This is a genomic window from Achromobacter sp. Bel (genome assembly GCF_012928505.1).
GTDB lineage: Bacteria > Pseudomonadota > Gammaproteobacteria > Burkholderiales > Burkholderiaceae_B > Achromobacter.
In genome coordinates this window covers 18566-33955 of record NZ_JABBJN010000033.1, presented here as the reverse complement: position 1 = coordinate 33955, position 15390 = coordinate 18566, and the positions used below count along the sequence as shown (strand labels likewise).

At 62.7% G+C, this 15390-nt stretch carries 13 protein-coding genes, 1 tRNA gene and 1 riboswitch; of the genes, 8 read left to right on the top strand and 6 right to left on the bottom strand.

Annotated features, from left to right (window positions below; genetic code table 11):
* Positions 1-103: 103 nt before the first annotated feature.
* Positions 104-2269, top strand: coding sequence for a heavy metal translocating P-type ATPase (locus HG262_RS19985; protein ID WP_169272705.1), 2166 nt, complete (start codon positions 104-106; stop codon positions 2267-2269).
* A 42-nt stretch (positions 2270-2311) separates the two neighbouring features.
* Here the strand turns inward: HG262_RS19985 and speG are convergent, their stop codons facing one another.
* Positions 2312-2896: a spermidine N1-acetyltransferase gene (gene speG / locus HG262_RS19980; RefSeq protein WP_169272671.1), complete on the bottom strand. Its 585-nt coding sequence runs from the start codon at positions 2894-2896 to the stop codon at positions 2312-2314.
* Positions 2897-3209: 313 nt separating this feature from the next.
* On the opposite strand from speG, the gene HG262_RS19975 reads away from it, so the two are divergent.
* Entirely contained in the window at positions 3210-4706 is a 1497-nt protein-coding gene (locus HG262_RS19975) for a M81 family metallopeptidase (protein WP_169272670.1), read from the top strand.
* A gap of 31 nt (positions 4707-4737) precedes the next feature.
* On the opposite strand, the gene HG262_RS19970 is transcribed toward HG262_RS19975, so the two are convergent.
* Together HG262_RS19970 and HG262_RS19965 are read right to left on the bottom strand one after the other, a co-directional pair.
* Complete coding sequence (locus tag HG262_RS19970; protein WP_169272669.1) at positions 4738-5442, bottom strand: riboflavin synthase subunit alpha; 705 nt, start codon at positions 5440-5442, stop codon at positions 4738-4740.
* Between the two features lie 113 nt (positions 5443-5555).
* Positions 5556-6992, bottom strand: a complete 1437-nt coding sequence (locus HG262_RS19965; RefSeq protein ID WP_169272704.1) for an aldehyde dehydrogenase family protein — start codon at positions 6990-6992, stop codon at positions 5556-5558.
* 272 nt (positions 6993-7264) lie between these two features.
* Here HG262_RS19965 and HG262_RS19960 point away from each other — a divergent pair, with 272 nt between their 5' ends.
* Positions 7265-8068 carry a FadR/GntR family transcriptional regulator gene (locus HG262_RS19960; protein WP_169272668.1) on the top strand — a complete coding sequence of 268 codons (804 nt, stop codon included), beginning with the start codon at positions 7265-7267 and terminating at the stop codon, positions 8066-8068.
* A 34-nt stretch (positions 8069-8102) separates the two neighbouring features.
* On the opposite strand, the gene HG262_RS19955 is transcribed toward HG262_RS19960, so the two are convergent.
* The gene (locus HG262_RS19955; RefSeq protein WP_169272667.1) at positions 8103-8327 is read right to left on the bottom strand and encodes a hypothetical protein; all 225 of its coding nucleotides are present in this window, start codon (positions 8325-8327) and stop codon (positions 8103-8105) included.
* Between the two features lie 391 nt (positions 8328-8718).
* On the opposite strand from HG262_RS19955, the gene HG262_RS19950 reads away from it, so the two are divergent.
* Entirely contained in the window at positions 8719-9651 is a 933-nt protein-coding gene (locus tag HG262_RS19950; RefSeq protein ID WP_169272666.1) for a hypothetical protein, read from the top strand.
* 1409 nt (positions 9652-11060) lie between these two features.
* Positions 11061-11360: a hypothetical protein gene (locus HG262_RS19940; protein ID WP_169272664.1), complete on the top strand. Its 300-nt coding sequence runs from the start codon at positions 11061-11063 to the stop codon at positions 11358-11360.
* Between the two features lies 1 nt (position 11361).
* Here the strand turns inward: HG262_RS19940 and HG262_RS19935 are convergent, their stop codons facing one another.
* Entirely contained in the window at positions 11362-11628 is a 267-nt protein-coding gene (locus HG262_RS19935; protein ID WP_169272663.1) for a hypothetical protein, read from the bottom strand.
* 123 nt (positions 11629-11751) lie between these two features.
* On the opposite strand from HG262_RS19935, the gene xth reads away from it, so the two are divergent.
* Positions 11752-12534 (top strand): exodeoxyribonuclease III, encoded by a 783-nt coding sequence (gene xth / locus HG262_RS19930; protein ID WP_169272662.1) that lies wholly within the window; start codon positions 11752-11754, stop codon positions 12532-12534.
* A 68-nt stretch (positions 12535-12602) separates the two neighbouring features.
* Positions 12603-12678: transfer RNA gene (locus tag HG262_RS19925), tRNA-Ala, on the top strand.
* Positions 12679-12830: 152 nt separating this feature from the next.
* Here the strand turns inward: HG262_RS19925 and HG262_RS19920 are convergent.
* On the bottom strand, positions 12831-14282 hold the full coding sequence (locus HG262_RS19920) for a sodium:solute symporter family protein (RefSeq protein ID WP_169272661.1): 1452 nt from the start codon (positions 14280-14282) through the stop codon (positions 12831-12833).
* Positions 14283-14385: 103 nt separating this feature from the next.
* Positions 14386-14493, bottom strand: a riboswitch (TPP riboswitch).
* A gap of 112 nt (positions 14494-14605) precedes the next feature.
* On the opposite strand from HG262_RS19920, the gene HG262_RS19915 reads away from it, so the two are divergent.
* On the top strand, positions 14606-15388 hold the full coding sequence (locus tag HG262_RS19915; protein ID WP_169272660.1) for a 3-oxoacyl-ACP reductase: 783 nt from the start codon (positions 14606-14608) through the stop codon (positions 15386-15388).
* Positions 15389-15390 lie beyond the last annotated feature (2 nt).

The window sequence follows — 15390 nt, the reverse complement described above, 5'->3', positions numbered from 1 at the left end:
TCACGATCACAAGCATGATCACAGCCACAAGCATGCCCATGCCCAAGACGACGGCCATCGCCACGCGCCAGCGCAAGCCGCTTGCTGCGGCCACGCCCACGGCATGGAGAACCTCTCGCTGTCCAGCGGCGGCGCCGCCACGCTTGCCGCCGGCCCCGGCCAGTTGCTGGCGCGCCTGCGCATCGGCCAGATGGACTGCCCCACCGAGGAAACGCTGATCCGCAAGAAGCTCGACGGCCTGGACGGCGTGCATGCGCTGGACTTCAACCTGATGCAGCGCGTGCTGACGGTGGTGCACGCCGAGGGCGCGCTGGACCGCATCATGGCCGCCATCAAGTCGCTGGACATGACGCCGGAACCTCTGGCCGACGGCGCGGCCCAAACCCCTGCCCCCGCGGCCAAACCCGTCAACTGGTGGCTGATCGGCGGCTCGGGCGTACTGGCCGCCCTGTCCGAGTTTTCGCATTTCGCCGGCTGGCCGTTGGGCGCCACCGCGGCATTTGCCGTGGCCGCCATTCTGGCTTGCGGCCTCACCACCTACCGCAAGGGCTGGATCGCCGTGCGCAACGGCAACCTCAACATCAATGCCTTGATGAGCATTGCCGTGACCGGCGCGGTGTTGATCGGCCAGTGGCCCGAAGCGGCCATGGTGATGTTCCTGTTCAACGTGGCCGAATTAATCGAGGCCCGTTCGCTGGACCGCGCGCGCAACGCCATCCGCGGCCTGCTGGACCTGGCCCCCGAAACGGCCACGGTGCGCCAGGCCGATGGCCGCTGGCTGGAAGTCCCCGCCGCGCAATTGCAGGTGGATGACGTGGTGCGGGTGCGCCCGGGCGAACGCATCGCCGCCGACGGCATCATCGTCAGTGGCAGTTCGGCCGTGGACCAGTCGCCCATCACCGGCGAAAGCCTGCCCGTGGAAAAGGCGCAGGACGACCCCGTGTTCGCCGCTACCGTGAACACGTCGGGCTCGTTCGAATACCGCGTGACCGCGGCCGCCGGCAATACGACGCTGGCCCGCATCATCCACGCCGTCGAACAGGCCCAGGGTGCCCGCGCGCCGACCCAGCGCTTCATCGACCGTTTCTCGCGCATCTACACCCCCGCCGTGGTGGCCGTGGCCGTGCTGGTGGCGGTGGTGCCGCCCCTGCTGTGGGGCCAGCCGTGGTTCGACGCGATCTATCGCGCGCTGGCGCTGCTGATCATCGCCTGCCCGTGCGCGCTGGTGATTTCAACGCCGGTCAGCATCGTCAGCGGCCTGACCGCGGCCTCGCGGCGCGGCATCCTGGTCAAGGGCGGCGTCTATCTGGAAGAAGGCCGCAACCTGAAGTGGCTGGCGCTGGACAAGACCGGCACGCTGACGCACGGCAAGCCGGTGCAGACCGACATGCAGGAATGGGACGTATCCGAGCAGACGCGCCAGCCCGCCGCCCTGATCGCCGCCAGCCTGGCCGCCCGTTCCGATCACCCCGTGTCGCTGGCGGTCGCCAATGCGGCCCGCGACGAAGGCAAGGTCCTGCTGGACGTCGACACTTTCACGGCCCTGCCCGGCCGCGGTGTCAGCGCGCAGCTCGACGGCGTGACCTACCAATTGGGCAACCGCCGCCTGATGCGCGAACTGGGCGTCTCGAGCGCCAAGCTGGAAGCCCGCCTGGATGAACTGGAGCGTCAAGGCAAGAGCGCCATCGCGCTGACCGACGGCCAACGCGTGCTGGTGTTGGCCGCCGTGGCCGACACGGTCAAGCCCACCAGCGCGGCCGCCATCGCCGACCTGCATTCGCTGGGCGTACGCACCCTGATGCTGACGGGCGACAACACCCCCACGGCCCAGGCCATCGCAAAACAGGTCGGCATCGACGAGGCCCGCGGCGATCAACTGCCGGAAGACAAGCTGGCCGCCATCGAAAGCAAGCTGGCGCCCAGCGGCCGCGTGGGCATGGTGGGCGACGGCATCAACGACGCGCCGGCGTTGGCGCGCGCCGACATCGGTTTCGCGATGGGTGCTGCCGGAACGGGCACGGCCATCGAGACCGCCGACGTGGCGCTGATGGACGACGACCTGCGCAAGATCGGGACGTTCCTGCGCTTGTCGCGCGCGACCCATCGCGTCCTGATGCAGAACATCACGCTGGCGCTGGGCATCAAAGTGGTGTTCCTGACGCTTGCCATGACCGGCAACGCGACGCTGTGGATGGCGGTGTTCGCCGACGTCGGCGCCAGCCTGCTGGTGGTGGCCAACGGCCTGCGCCTGCTGCGCGCAGCAGCCTGAGGCGCGCAGCGTCAAGACGGAAACGGATGGAAGGACGGGCGCTCAGCCCGTCTGTTCTTCCTGCGGCCAATCGCGCAGTACGGGAGCATCCGGCGCGCCGGGGCCCACATCGCGCAGATGCTCGTGCTGCAGCAGCGCCATGCGATAGGCGTCGCGATAGGCGCCATTGGAAAAGAACTCTTCCTTCATCAGGCCTTCGATCTGGAAGCCGCAGCGTTCGTACACGTGCACGGCCGCCATGTTGTCCTTGTCCACCACCAGGTAGACCTTGTGCAGATTCAGCACGCGGAACGCGTAGCCCACCGCGATGCGGGTCGCCGCTTTGGCGTAGCCCCGGCCCTGATAGCTGGGCGCGATGATGATCTGGAATTCTGCGCGGCGGTGGATATAGTCGATTTCCACCAGTTCCACCAGGCCTGCGGGTTGGCCGGTGTCGTGCTCGATGATGAAGCGCCGCTCGTTCTGGTCGTGCAAGTGGCGGTCATAGAGGGCGACCAGTTCGTCGTAGGCCTCGTAGGGCTCTTCGAACCAATAACGCATGATGACGTCGTTGTTGTTGATCTTGTGCACAAAGTGCAGGTCGCCGCGCTCCAGGGGGCGTATTTTGATATCGGATATGACCGACATAGAAACCTCCGAAAGTGCCTACATTGTATTCGAACCCGCCCAAAACGCCCTTTTCATGGGCGTTTCAGTATTTATTCGGCTATCCATGCGGCTCTCAGCCCATAAGTTTACGGAAAGCCTTGTCATTGCTGGATCTATAAATATCTGGAATGAAAAAAAGTAACGCCATGCGACGCGCCGAACGCCACGCGGCAACCGGCAATCGTCTGTCCACGCCGTGACGATTCAGGCCGCTTTTCCCGATGCTTGCCCGCCGCTCTCGTGCCACACTGCCGGCTGTTGCGCGCTATCCCGATGAACAAGAGGAAACGACATGCATATCCTGGTGGCAGGCTTTCAGCACGAGACCAATACCTTTGCGCCGTCCAAGGCCGGCTACGACAATTTCGTCCGGGGTGAAGGCTTTCCCGCCATGGTGCGGGGCGAAGACGTGCTGGCGCTGCGCTCGGTCAACATTCCCGCAGGCGGCTTCATCAACGCTATCCAGGCTCAGGGCCATACCGTGCGCCCGGTGATCTGGGCCGGCGCCAGCCCGTCCGCCCACGTCACCCGCGACGCCTACGAGCGCATCGCCGGCGAAATCCTGGATGCCGCGCGGGCGGGCCCGTACGATGCCGTCTACCTGGACTTGCACGGCGCGATGGTCACCGAACACCTGGACGACGGCGAAGGCGAACTGCTGGCGCGCGTGCGCCGGATCGTGGGACCCGACGTGCCGGTCATCGCCAGCCTGGACCTGCACGCCAACGTTACCGCGCAGATGCTGCGCGAAGCCGACGGGCTGGCCGCCTTCCGCACGTATCCGCACGTGGACATGGCGGATACCGGCGAACACGCGGCGCGCCTGCTGCTGGCGCGCATCGCGGCGGGCCGCCACTGGGTGCGCAGCGAACGCCGCCTGCCTTTCCTGATTCCGATCAACGGCATGTGCACGATGCTGCAGCCGTCGCAAGGCGTATACGAAACGCTGGCCCAACTAGAGCGGACCCCGGGCGTCGCCTCCGTTTCTTTCGCGCCCGGCTTTCCGGCGGCGGACTTCCCCGAATGCGGCCCGGTCGTGTGGGCGTACGGTTCGGATGCGGCGGCGGTGGAGCAAGTCGCGGACGCGCTGTACCAGCGCGTGCTGGAGCTGGAGCCGCAATGGTCGCCCGACTTCCTGGAGCCGGCCGAAGCCGTACGCCGCGCACAGGCCTTGGCGCATGGCGCAACGCGTCCGGTCGTCATCGCGGACACCCAGGACAATCCGGGCGCGGGGGGCGACGCCAACACCACGGGCATGCTGCGCGCGCTGGTCGAGGCGGATGCGCAAAACGCGGCACTGGGACTTTTCTACGATCCGGACGCCGTGCGCGCGGCCACGGCCGCCGGCGTCGGCAAGACGGTCACGCTGCGCTTGGGCGGCCAATCGGGCGTCGCGGGCGACACGGCTTTCGAAGGCGAATTCCTGGTCGAAACCTTATCTCCCGGCAAGCTGCGCTTTGACGGCCCGATGATGCACGGCATGGACATGGACCTGGGCGCGGTCGCCGGCTTGCGGATCGGCGGCGTGCGCGTCGTGGTCAGCGCCAGCAAGGCGCAGATGCTGGACCGCAACCTGTTCCGCGTGGGCGGCGTGCAGCCCGAGGAAATGGGAATACTGGTCGTGAAGAGCTCGGTGCATTTCCGCGCCGACTTCCAGCCGATCGCCCACGAGGTGCTGGTAGCCAAGGCGCCGGGGCCCATGCAGGCCGACCCGGCGGACCTGCCCTGGACCCGCTTGCAGCCGGGCATCCGGGTCCGGCCGCTGGGGCAGCCGTTCAAGGGCCGATAAAGGGCGATAAAGGGCGCCTGGCCGGGCAAGCTTACTTGAGCTTGCCCTGAGGGCTGACGAAGTCTTCCAGCGTCAGCCCCTTCTCTTTCAGAATGGCTTCCAAGAGCGGTTGCAGCTTGCCCAGGCTTTCCTGGACCGTCTCGCGCACGGTGTCCACCACCACCTGCGTGCTGCGTTCGATTTCGATATTCACGAAATCACCCACTTGCTTGTCTTCAAAGACCGTCATGCGACGGGTTTCGGGGATCAGCCAGACTTCGAACCAGCCCTCGGCACGGCTCACTTCCGACACGGTCAGGCTGGCGCCGTTGATGGCGATATAGCCCTTGGCGAAGACGTACTTGCGGAAATCCGGGGGGATGCTGAAACGCATCAGGCGATTGGTGTCGGACGACTTCACCATGACCACTTCCGATGTGAAGTCCACATGGCCGGACAACGGATGCCCGCCGATCTCGGCCCCATCGCGGGCGGCACGCTCGACGTTGGCGCGGTCGCCTTCGGCATAGCTGCCCAGCGTGGTGATGGCCAGGCTTTGCAGCATGACATCGAAGGTCGCCTGGTTGTCGGACAGCAGTTCCGTGACGGTCAGGCAAACGCCGTCCGTCGAAACGCTGGCGCCAACGGCCAGGTCGACGCAGAAACCAGGGGGGAATTCCAGCGTGAAAGTGCGCAGGCCTTCGCGATCCGCGATCTTCGCGATCTTCGCGGTGCCTTGAACAATACCGGTAAACATACGGATCCTGAATACGGGGCGGCAGGCCCCTGAAGCAAAACATCAACGTTAACCGATATTTTGCCGGAAGCCGCCCCGCAAAGGCCGGGTGGCGGACGCCACCCGCCGCGACATCAATGACGGATCGCGATGGTCTTCAGCGTCGTGAAACCATACAGCGCTTCGAAGCCCTTTTCACGGCCATAGCCCGACTGGCGCGAACCGCCGAACGGCAGCTCCACGCCGCCGCCGGCGCCGTAGTTGTTCACGAATACCTGGCCGGCTCGCAGCTTGCGGGCCAGACGCATCTGACGCGCGCCGTCGCGCGTCCACACGCCCGCCACCAGGCCGTACAGCGTGCCGTTGGCGATTTCCAGCGCCTCTTCCTCGGTGCCGAACACCATCGCGGCCAGCACCGGGCCGAACACTTCTTCCTGCGCCAGGCGGCTGTCGGGCGGCACGTCGCGAAACAGCACGGGCGGCTGGTAGTAGCCGGACGCGGGCGCGCCGTCTTTCAGCTTGCCGCGCGCAGCGACCTTCAGGCCTTCGGCCTCGGCTTCGGCCAGGAAACCACGCACGCGGTCGTGCTGGCGGGCGCTGATCAGCGGCCCCACGTCCAGGTCTTGCGCGGCCGGGCCGGTGACGGTGGCAGAGAAGGCCTCCGACAGGCGCTTGATCACGGTTTCGTACACGCCACGCTGGATCAGCACACGGCTGCCCGCCGAGCAGGTCTGGCCGGCGTTCTGGATGATGGCGGCCAACAGCACCGGCATGGCGGCGTCCAGGTCGGCATCGTCGAACACGACTTGCGGCGACTTTCCACCCAGCTCCAGCGTGACCGGCACATGGTTTTCAGCGGCAGCGTGCGCCACCATCTTGCCCGTCTGCGGCGAACCGGTGAACGAGATGTGGTCGATGCCCGGATGCGCGGTCAACGCCGCACCGGCCTCGTGGCCGTAGCCGGTGACGATGTTCAAGGCGCCGGCGGGCAAACCCACTTCGGCGGCGATCTCGGCCAGCTTCAGCAGCGACAGGCACGCGTCTTCGGCGGGCTTGACCACGCAGGCATTGCCCGCGGCCAGCGCCGCGCCGACGCTGCGACCGAAGATCTGCAAAGGGTAATTCCAGGGCACGATGTGGCCGGTGACACCATGCGCTTCGCGCACAGTCAGCACCGTGAAGCCCGGCGTATAGGGAATGGTTTCGCCGTGCAGCTTGTCGACCGCGCCGGCATAGAACTCGAAATAGCGCGCAACCGCCGCGGCGTCCCCGCGGGCCTGCTTGATCGGCTTGCCCGTGTCGGCCGATTCCAACTGCGCCAATTCCTCCTGGCGGTCCAGCAGCGCGAACGCGATCCGCATCAGCAGACGACTGCGGGCGGCAGGCGCCATCTGGCCCCACTCGCCTTCAAACGCCTGGCGAGCGGCCTGCACGGCGCGGTCGATATCCGCTTCGCCCGAACGGGCGATCGCCTCGAAGGCGTTGCCATCGGACGGGTTCAGGACGGGAATGGTTTCACCGGCGGCAGCGGCCACCCATTGGTTGGCGATAAAGTTCTTCTGAGTCACGATGTGCGGAGTAAAGTAGCGGCCGGACGGCCGGTTGCGGAATTGACGCCGACACGCGTGCAGCGTCTCGGGCAGGAATCCATGGGGTTTCGAGCAAGGTACGAGAGGCCCCCGCAACTTGTCAATTGAATTGACAGCTTTTGTCCCAAGCTTCAGGACATTTTTCCGATGCCTCGGGTAATCCCTAATATTTCAGGGATTTAGGCCGGAATCCCATCCCGCCGCGGTTTGTCATGACGAATGACAAACTCGGCATTTTCTTCAGGAGCGCGCCGATGAGCGACGTGCGTGACCCGCAGCTGGAATCGTTGTTGGAAGCCGCTACCCGCCCCCGTCCCGAACTGGGCGTGCTGGCCGAGGTGGCCTCTGGCCTGGGCTATGTGCGTGCCGAGCGCTTTGCCGAACGCGTGTACGAAAGCCTGTTCTACGCCATCGCCACCGGCAAGATCGCGCCCGGCAACAAGTTGCCGACGGAACTGGAATTGGCGGCGTTGTTCGAGGTGTCGCGCCCCGTCGTGCGGCAGGCGTTGGACCGGCTGCGCGAAGACCAGCTCGTGGACTCCATCCGCGGGTCGGGCACCTATGTGCGCGCCAAGCCCGACCTGATGGGCGGCATGCCCGCCGTGGACCCTGCGCGCCGCGTCGGCCATATCCTGGAGGGCCTGGAGCTGCGCATGGTGATCGAACCCGAATGCGCCTACTTGGCCGCCCTGCGCCGCACCGCGGACGACCTGCGCGAGATGGATCGCATGCTGACGGGCTACGAAGAAGCCGACGCCTCGGGCGCCATCGCCCACCATCACGACTACGGCTTTCACCGCGCCATCGCGGCGGCCACCAGCAACCAACGCTTCGTGCAAGTGTTGAAATCGCTGGAGTACGACGTCAGCCACGCCGTGAACGTCATGCGCCATCTGGTCCACAGCGAACCCTGGAAACGCACCCGCGCCGCCATCGACGAACACCGGCACATCTACCTGCTGATCCTGCAACAGGACGCGGACGGCGCCCGCAACGTCATGCGCGCGCACATCGAAAAGGCGAAAAGCCGAATGCTGAACAGCGGTTCGGAGCACTGATCAGCCCGGCCTGGCAGGTCGGGCCGAAGGGGCATCAGCATCGCGTCCAGCCGGCCGACGGATCGCGCTTATCGTCCAGGTAATCCCAGCCGGTATCGCAGACCACGCAGACAAACGCTTCGTGGGTCGCCTTGCGGCTGACCGCCCGCAGGCTGCGCACCGGGCCAAGGCTGATCAGCCCGGCATGGCCAGGCGCCCCGCGGGTGTGCTGCGCGATGGTCTCGCATTCACTGCAGATCGCCACATCTCCACCTTTCATTTTTCTTTCAGTGGAGATACTACGAAATGAGACTGGCGATAATGTTCAGCAATTCTCACAGAATTGTTGCGACTTCTCGGCCTTTTCCACACCCGCACCCCCATGCCTTATGCAGATGCGCACCTGCTTTCCAACGTGCATCCCCCTCAGCAGCCTGCATAAACGCAGGGCGCCAAGCGACAAAAAGTCTTCGGTGCCCTAGCCCTCTCGCAAACCTGCCGGGATCCGACGGCGTGACCTGGGAAGCAGCTAAAAGAGAAAGAAGAGGAACCGCCGCAACCGTACCCGCCGACGACACGTTTATATAAAAATAGGAATTATCCTATTGCGATTGAAAATGAGATCTATTTAGTATCTCATTTTTGTTATTTCGCAAAATGGGAGTTTCAGCTTGAAGAAAATGAGACCTCTGTTTGTCGCTTGGGCAGCACTCTTATCGGCCACTGCTTGGGGCAAAGAGTCCCTGCTTTCCGATTCGCGAACGTCTGCTCCGATATGGATCATTGATGAGTTTGTATCCGATGAAGGGAAAGTCAGATATGAAGGTGGAATTTCATACGGGAATTACGCTTCGGATTCGACCAAGGGATATACCCGCGCGAACCTCCAGCTCACCCCGACTCTTGCAGTGCCTGTTGTGTCCGGCCTCGACACTGAGCAGCGGCAGACAGACCAGCTTGTGGGCATGCTAGGGATTAGGTATGGCATTACCGAAAACAACGAAATCGGTCTTCGGACGACTGGATCTTGGTCACACACTCAAACTTATAGCGACACCACCGGTGACCTTCAACGGGAGCAGCGGTTTTCCTTCAGTTCTTTATCAGCAAATCTCTCCACTCGTATTTATCGAGGCGGTTCGACCAGCGCATTTGCGTTTGGCTCCCTAGGCATTGCTGACCGCTTATCCATGCTGCCATTTCGACCGAAGACAGTATATCTTCATAGTGTCACGATGGGGCTGAGCGGTTACTTGATCGACGACCCCGTTGTCATGTCGTTAACTGCCTCCACTACGCTTAAAAGGCCCGTCGATTTTGAAGGGAAAAAATACCAGTTAGGGACTTCCTTCACTGTCGCTCCTGCGATCTCCTTTCTAGCAAATGACCGAGTAACGTTGTCTTCTGGGTTGCAGTTCTCTTACCAGATAGCGGACCGTTTCGCCGGCCGCAAGCTAAACCTGAACGAGAGTCAGATTCATATGACGCTGGGCGTTGGATATGCATTGAACGAACGGATATCGCTCTACGGTAATTTTCTAACAAAATTGTCCGGCACGTCGGGGGACAATAGTGCGCAACTTAGCTTCATGTATGAAAACTAATTGCGCGGCTGCGAAGGCGACGGCTTTGAGTTTTTCCGCTTTCAACATACTAACTCGCGCCCTCGTTTTGGTGACTATGCCCCTGACGGCTTTGGGAACTGAATTAGATGACAATCGAAATCGCACAATTGAATCTTGGAAAACTCTGCGAGACCAGGGAGTCGTTCGACAATACTTCGATTATTCCTGCGGCGCAGCCTCCATTGCAACGCTACTAACCAGCCATTTCAACGCGCCAACTAGCGAGGCCCGGGTGCTGAGTTTGCTACCCACCGTCGATCGCCCATACTCACTCACGGACATGGCCCACGCGTTGAAACTACTTGGGTACGAATCCATATCACTACGAGTCGATGCGGCGGACCTGCAAAAATTAACGGTTCCGGCCGTCCTATTTATGCACCCACGGCGTACGCGCACCACTGTGGGGCATTTCGTAGTACTGAGAAATATCGGAGACGCTAGCGTGACTGTTGCAGATCCTGCTTCCGGGAATAGAGCATACGCATTTGATGACTTCTTATCTCGCTGGGGCACCAGGGACGCCGAAGGGAAAATTAGTGGGGTATTAATGCTCGTAAGACCGACACAACATGTTCCTGATACCCCCAACACTTCTCCTCAACAGATAGGGGCATTTTTCCAACGGACTGATCGCATACGACACTTTCGCACCTCGCCCCTGCCTGTGAGTTGGTCATTACCCGACTAAGTGAGCCTGAAATTTAAAATATGACGCGGAAATTGCTAACCTGTTTTTCAACAGGCCGTCGATGTAGATTGGGGTTCTTCACCCCAGTATTTCTATGGAGATAACCTTGAAAAAAAATTTCCGCTATTTTGCAATCACTGCCGCTTTGGTAATTGGCAGTTTTCAGACCATCTCGCATTCTGCCGAGCTACCCAATGCATGGGCAAGTGCATTCATGGACACGCCGCATTCCGCAACCGGCCTTACAACACTCGAGCAGGACAAATTTCAGGGTGCAGCAGGGCCGCTCGTAGGTGCTGGCATAGGGGCGTTGGTGGGAGCAGGAGCGCACATCGCTGGCAGTCTCGCGAACGGAACCACGCCGACAATGTCGGGCGTCCTCCTGGCAGGCGCAGGCGGCGCTGCCGCCGGTCTGGTCCCTGGGCTTGGTTTAAACCCTGTTGCAGCAACAGTCGCTCAAGGTGCCGTGGGCATCGGGACGTCAGCAGCAGTGGGCGTCTCGGAGCGAAGACCTTTTAGCCCGTATGGATCGTTTGGGCCTGGCATGAGCGATTGCGATCCAGTTCGTTGCAATTATCGGAATGGCCGACCAGTGCCGTGGAATTATCAAGGCCGATAGCAGACAGAGGTGACGAAGGAAGGACGTACCCATCCTTCGTCGTTAATACTAATATTATTCCAACCTTGCGGTGACCCCATGCAAAAAGACGAACTTATATCCGTATTTTCGATCTGCCTCTTAACCTATTTCACATCGGCGTTAGGAAAATACTGCGCAACCAATTCGCGCTTCAAACGAGCCACTGCCGCGACAATTCTGGCATCGACTTCCATCGTCGTAGTAACGATGGTCAACCATTGGGTTCGTAACATATCTCTCGACAGAAGCTTGCTCGGTGGACTAGCAACTGCAGTCGTAATGGCGGTCGCCTTCTTTGCTTTTAATAAATTTTGGATGAGCCGCGATAAAAAACAGAATATCGATCATATCCGGTGATTCAGTTGGGATTTCCCCCAGAGAAACGTTGCATCAGAAGTCGCGTCTTCTCATGGGGGAGTTCTACAGCAGAAGCGAACTCACAGGCAGTCAGAACATTCAAGCGGGCGAGGCGGGCTTTGAAGCAGCTGAAGGCGTAGAACAACAAGCGGAAGGCGGTGAACATGACGTTAATGACCCAGTGCGGCTCGGCGTCGCCCGCGCCGGTCAGCGTCCAGGCACTGATCGTGCGCGGCAAGCAGAGGAAGGCAGCATGAGCAGGTATCATCTGGCCTTGTCCCCGGCGCCCGCCAACCACGCCCCGGATGAGTAGCCAGATCAGTAGCTAGGCCGGGTTTTTTTGGAAGGCAGCACCCCTGAGAACCGCATAAACAAACGGTCTACAAAAATCATGAAATTAGCCACCTGGAACGTGAACTCCCTGAACGTGCGCCTGCAGCAGGTGCTGGACTGGCTGGCTGCCAATCCGGTCGAGGTGCTGTGCATCCAGGAATTGAAGCTCACCGACGACAAATTCCCCGAGGACGCCTTCAAGGAGGCGGGCTACCACGCGGTCTGGGCCGGCCAGAAGACCTATAACGGCGTCGCCATCGTTTCGCGCATGCCAGGCACGTCGATGGTCCGCAACATCCCCGACTACGAAGATCCGCAACAGCGCGTCCTGGCCCTGACCTTCCCCAGCCCCGAAGGCGACGTGCGCGTCGTATGCGCCTACTGCCCCAACGGACAGTCGCTGGACTCCGACAAGTACGTCTACAAGCTGGCCTGGTACGAGGCCATGCACAAGTGGCTGGCCGAAGAGATCAAGCAGTACCCGCGCCTGGCCGTGCTGGGCGACTACAACATCGCCCCCGCCGACGAAGACGTGCACAACCCGGAAAAGTGGGAAGGCCAGGTCCTGGTGTCCGAACCGGAACGCGCCGCCTTGCGCGCGCTGCTCGATCTGGGCCTGACCGATTCCTTCCGCTTGTTCGAGCAACCTGAAAAGTCGTTTTCCTGGTGGGACTACCGCCAGTTCGCCTTCCGCCGCAACGCCGGCCTGCGGATTGACCACGTTTTGCTGTCGGCCCCGCTGGTCAAGCGCTGCGTCGCCTGCGTGATCGACAAGGAACCGCGCCGCAACGAGCAGCCGTCGGACCATGCGCCGGTAATTGCCACGCTGGAATTTGTCTGAAAATTTTTGTCTGGCGGCGTGTTGCGCGCCGCCAGAATGTTCCTGTATAGTTTTGGTCTTGCTTCATTGGGGCGGTAGCTCAGCTGGGAGAGCGTCGCGTTCGCAATGCGAAGGTCGGGAGTTCGATCCTCCTCCGCTCCACCAAATTCCAGACGAAAAGGCCTTGGACACGTTATGTGCTCCAAGGCTTTTTTGTTTTGATCGGCGAGGCGCCCGTTTAGTCGGGGCGCCCATCCGGTTCGGCGCCTAGCCCCCCCATATCGCCCCCACCCTATCGACCCCCGCAGTATCGAGCCTTAGACCGCGTCCCGATCCAGTCGGCGCACCGCGGCGCTTAACGTCGCAAAATCGAACTGCTGGCCGCCACGCCGAACCAGGCGCATCAGCACCGTCGTGACCACCGGAACAAAGGCCGCCAGCAAGAACGATTCCAACAGGAACGTAGGCTTGTCGCCCGGCGCCGGGAAGAAGAACAGACCCGCCGCCAGCCCGGTGATGGTCGCGGTGGTCGCCGTCAGGCCATCATGCTTGCGGCTGAACAAACCGTAGAACACGGGAAAAGCGGCCGCCGAGCACAGCAGGTCGGCCAAGAGGAACAGGTACAGCACGCTGTAGCCCTGCGACGCCACGATCATGACCGGGATGGCCAGCAGCAGGACCGCCCAGCGGGCCAGCCGTTTCATGTCCATGCCGTCGGCGTTGGGCATCAGGCGGCGCATGTCCACCGCGACGATGCTGGACACGGCACTGATTGCCGTGTCGGCCGTGCTCATCACCAGCGCCAAGCCCAAAGGGATCAGCGCGATCACGAACCAGGCGGGCGCGTGCGGCATGATGACGCTGAACAGCGCGATCGAACTGTCGCCCGCCGGCGCAACGCCCACGAAGGCCAGGCCGAACAAGCCCATCAGGAAGATGAACGGCGCGGCCAGGATGCCACCTAACAGAAAGCCGTTACGCATCGAACGCGCGTCTTTCGCCGCATAGATGCGCTGCCAGTTGCCCTGGTGGAAGATACCCGTCAGCAAAATCGCCACGAAGAAGGTCAAACCCGCTTTCACCCCGCCGGGATCGGTCACGTCCAGCAACTGGGGGGCCTTGGCCTGCAGCGCTTCGATCGTCGGCAACACGCCGCCCGCGGCCTGCCAGCCGACCACGCACAGAATCACCAGCAAGGGCACGATGACCATCATCTGCACCTGATCCGTGAAGATCGACGAACGCAGGCCGCCGTAGGTGGTGTACAGCAGCGTCGTGCCCATCACGATGGCGGCGGTGGCCCACAGCGGCACCGGGGCCAGCATCGTGACCAGTTTGGCAATCGCGGTGACTTCGGCCGACAAGGCGATGAACAGGTAGAACAGCATGATGAAGAGCGCCAGCCCGTACATCGGCCGTCCGTAGCGCGCCATCAGGAATTCGGTCAGCGTATGCCCGTGCGGGATCAGTTCCCGCATGCGCCGGCCCAGCGGAATCATCACCAGACGCGGGGACATCGATCCCAGCGCATAGCCGATCACCGCCGCCAGGCCGCCCCACGTGGCCGCCTGCGCCGGCGAGAACAGGATCCATGCGCCCAGCGTGGATGCCATCAGCGTCAGGATCGTGCCGAAGGCGCCCTGGCTGTTGCGGGCCACGATGTAGTCTTCCAGGGTGCCGCGCTTGCGCCGCGTGTAGAGCACGCTGGCCAGCGCGAAGCCGCCGGAAAACAGCAACAGCCACATCAAGGCGGTGGATTGGGTCAACATGCGAAACGGCCCTCCCGCTCCCGGCGGCAAGCCGGGCGCGCAACAGCGCGGCCCGCCCGGATGCAGGGGCCGCAAGATGGATGAAAGTCTAGGGAGGGCGCGCGAGTCGTGCGATGTCCTTCCCTTCGCCGGCATTACCCGGATCAGGTTCAAAGGGTTACCGCGACGACGCGGAATCTCAGCCCGAAACAGGGCTCCCCCAGGAATTGCCGCAAGGTTAGGAGAGCGGCGAGGCAATGTCAACGGCGCATTGATTCATGCTAAGTTCGCCCGCTTGCGGCACCCGTTTTGTGTGCCTGCCGATGGAATCGACGAGCCTCACCATGTCCCCTGCACACTCCGCCCCCGCCCTGAACGAACAACTGATTCTTGTCACGGGCGGCGCCCGAGGCCTGGGCGCACACATCGTGCGCGCCTTCCTGCGCGAAGGCGCGCGCGTGGCCATCAACTACTTGAACAGCGCCGAAGCCGCCCAGGCGCTGGCGGCCACCGCGCCAGACCGCGCGCTGGCCGTCGCCGCCGATGTGCGCGACGCGCAGGCCGTTCGGGCCATGGTGGCGCAGGCGCAAAGCCATTTCGGCATGCCGGTCACGACCGTCGTGAACAACGCCCTGCCCGCCTTCCAGTTCAATGGCGACGCCCGCCCGCACGCCGATACGTTGACCTGGGACGATCTGAACCACCAGATCGAAGGCTGCGTGCGCGGCGCACTGAACACCGTGCAGGCCACCCTGCCCGGCATGCGCGGCGCCGGCGTCGGCCGCATCATCAACATCGGCACCAACCTGGTCCAGAACCCGGTCGTGCCCTACCACGACTACACCGCCGCCAAGGCCGCCCTGCTGTCGTTCACCCGCACGCTGTCGCATGACCTGGGCCCGCACGGCATCACCGTCAACATGGTGTCGGGCGGCTTGCTGCGCACGACCGACGCGTCGGCGGCCACGCCCGAGGCGGTGTTCGACCTGATCGCCGCCAGCACGCCGCTGCGCGCCGTCACCACGCCCGAGCAATTCGCCGATGCCGTGCTGTTCTTCGCCAGCCCGTGGTCGCGCAGCGTCACCGGCCAGAACCTGGTCGTGGACGGCGGCCTCGTCAAGAACTGACC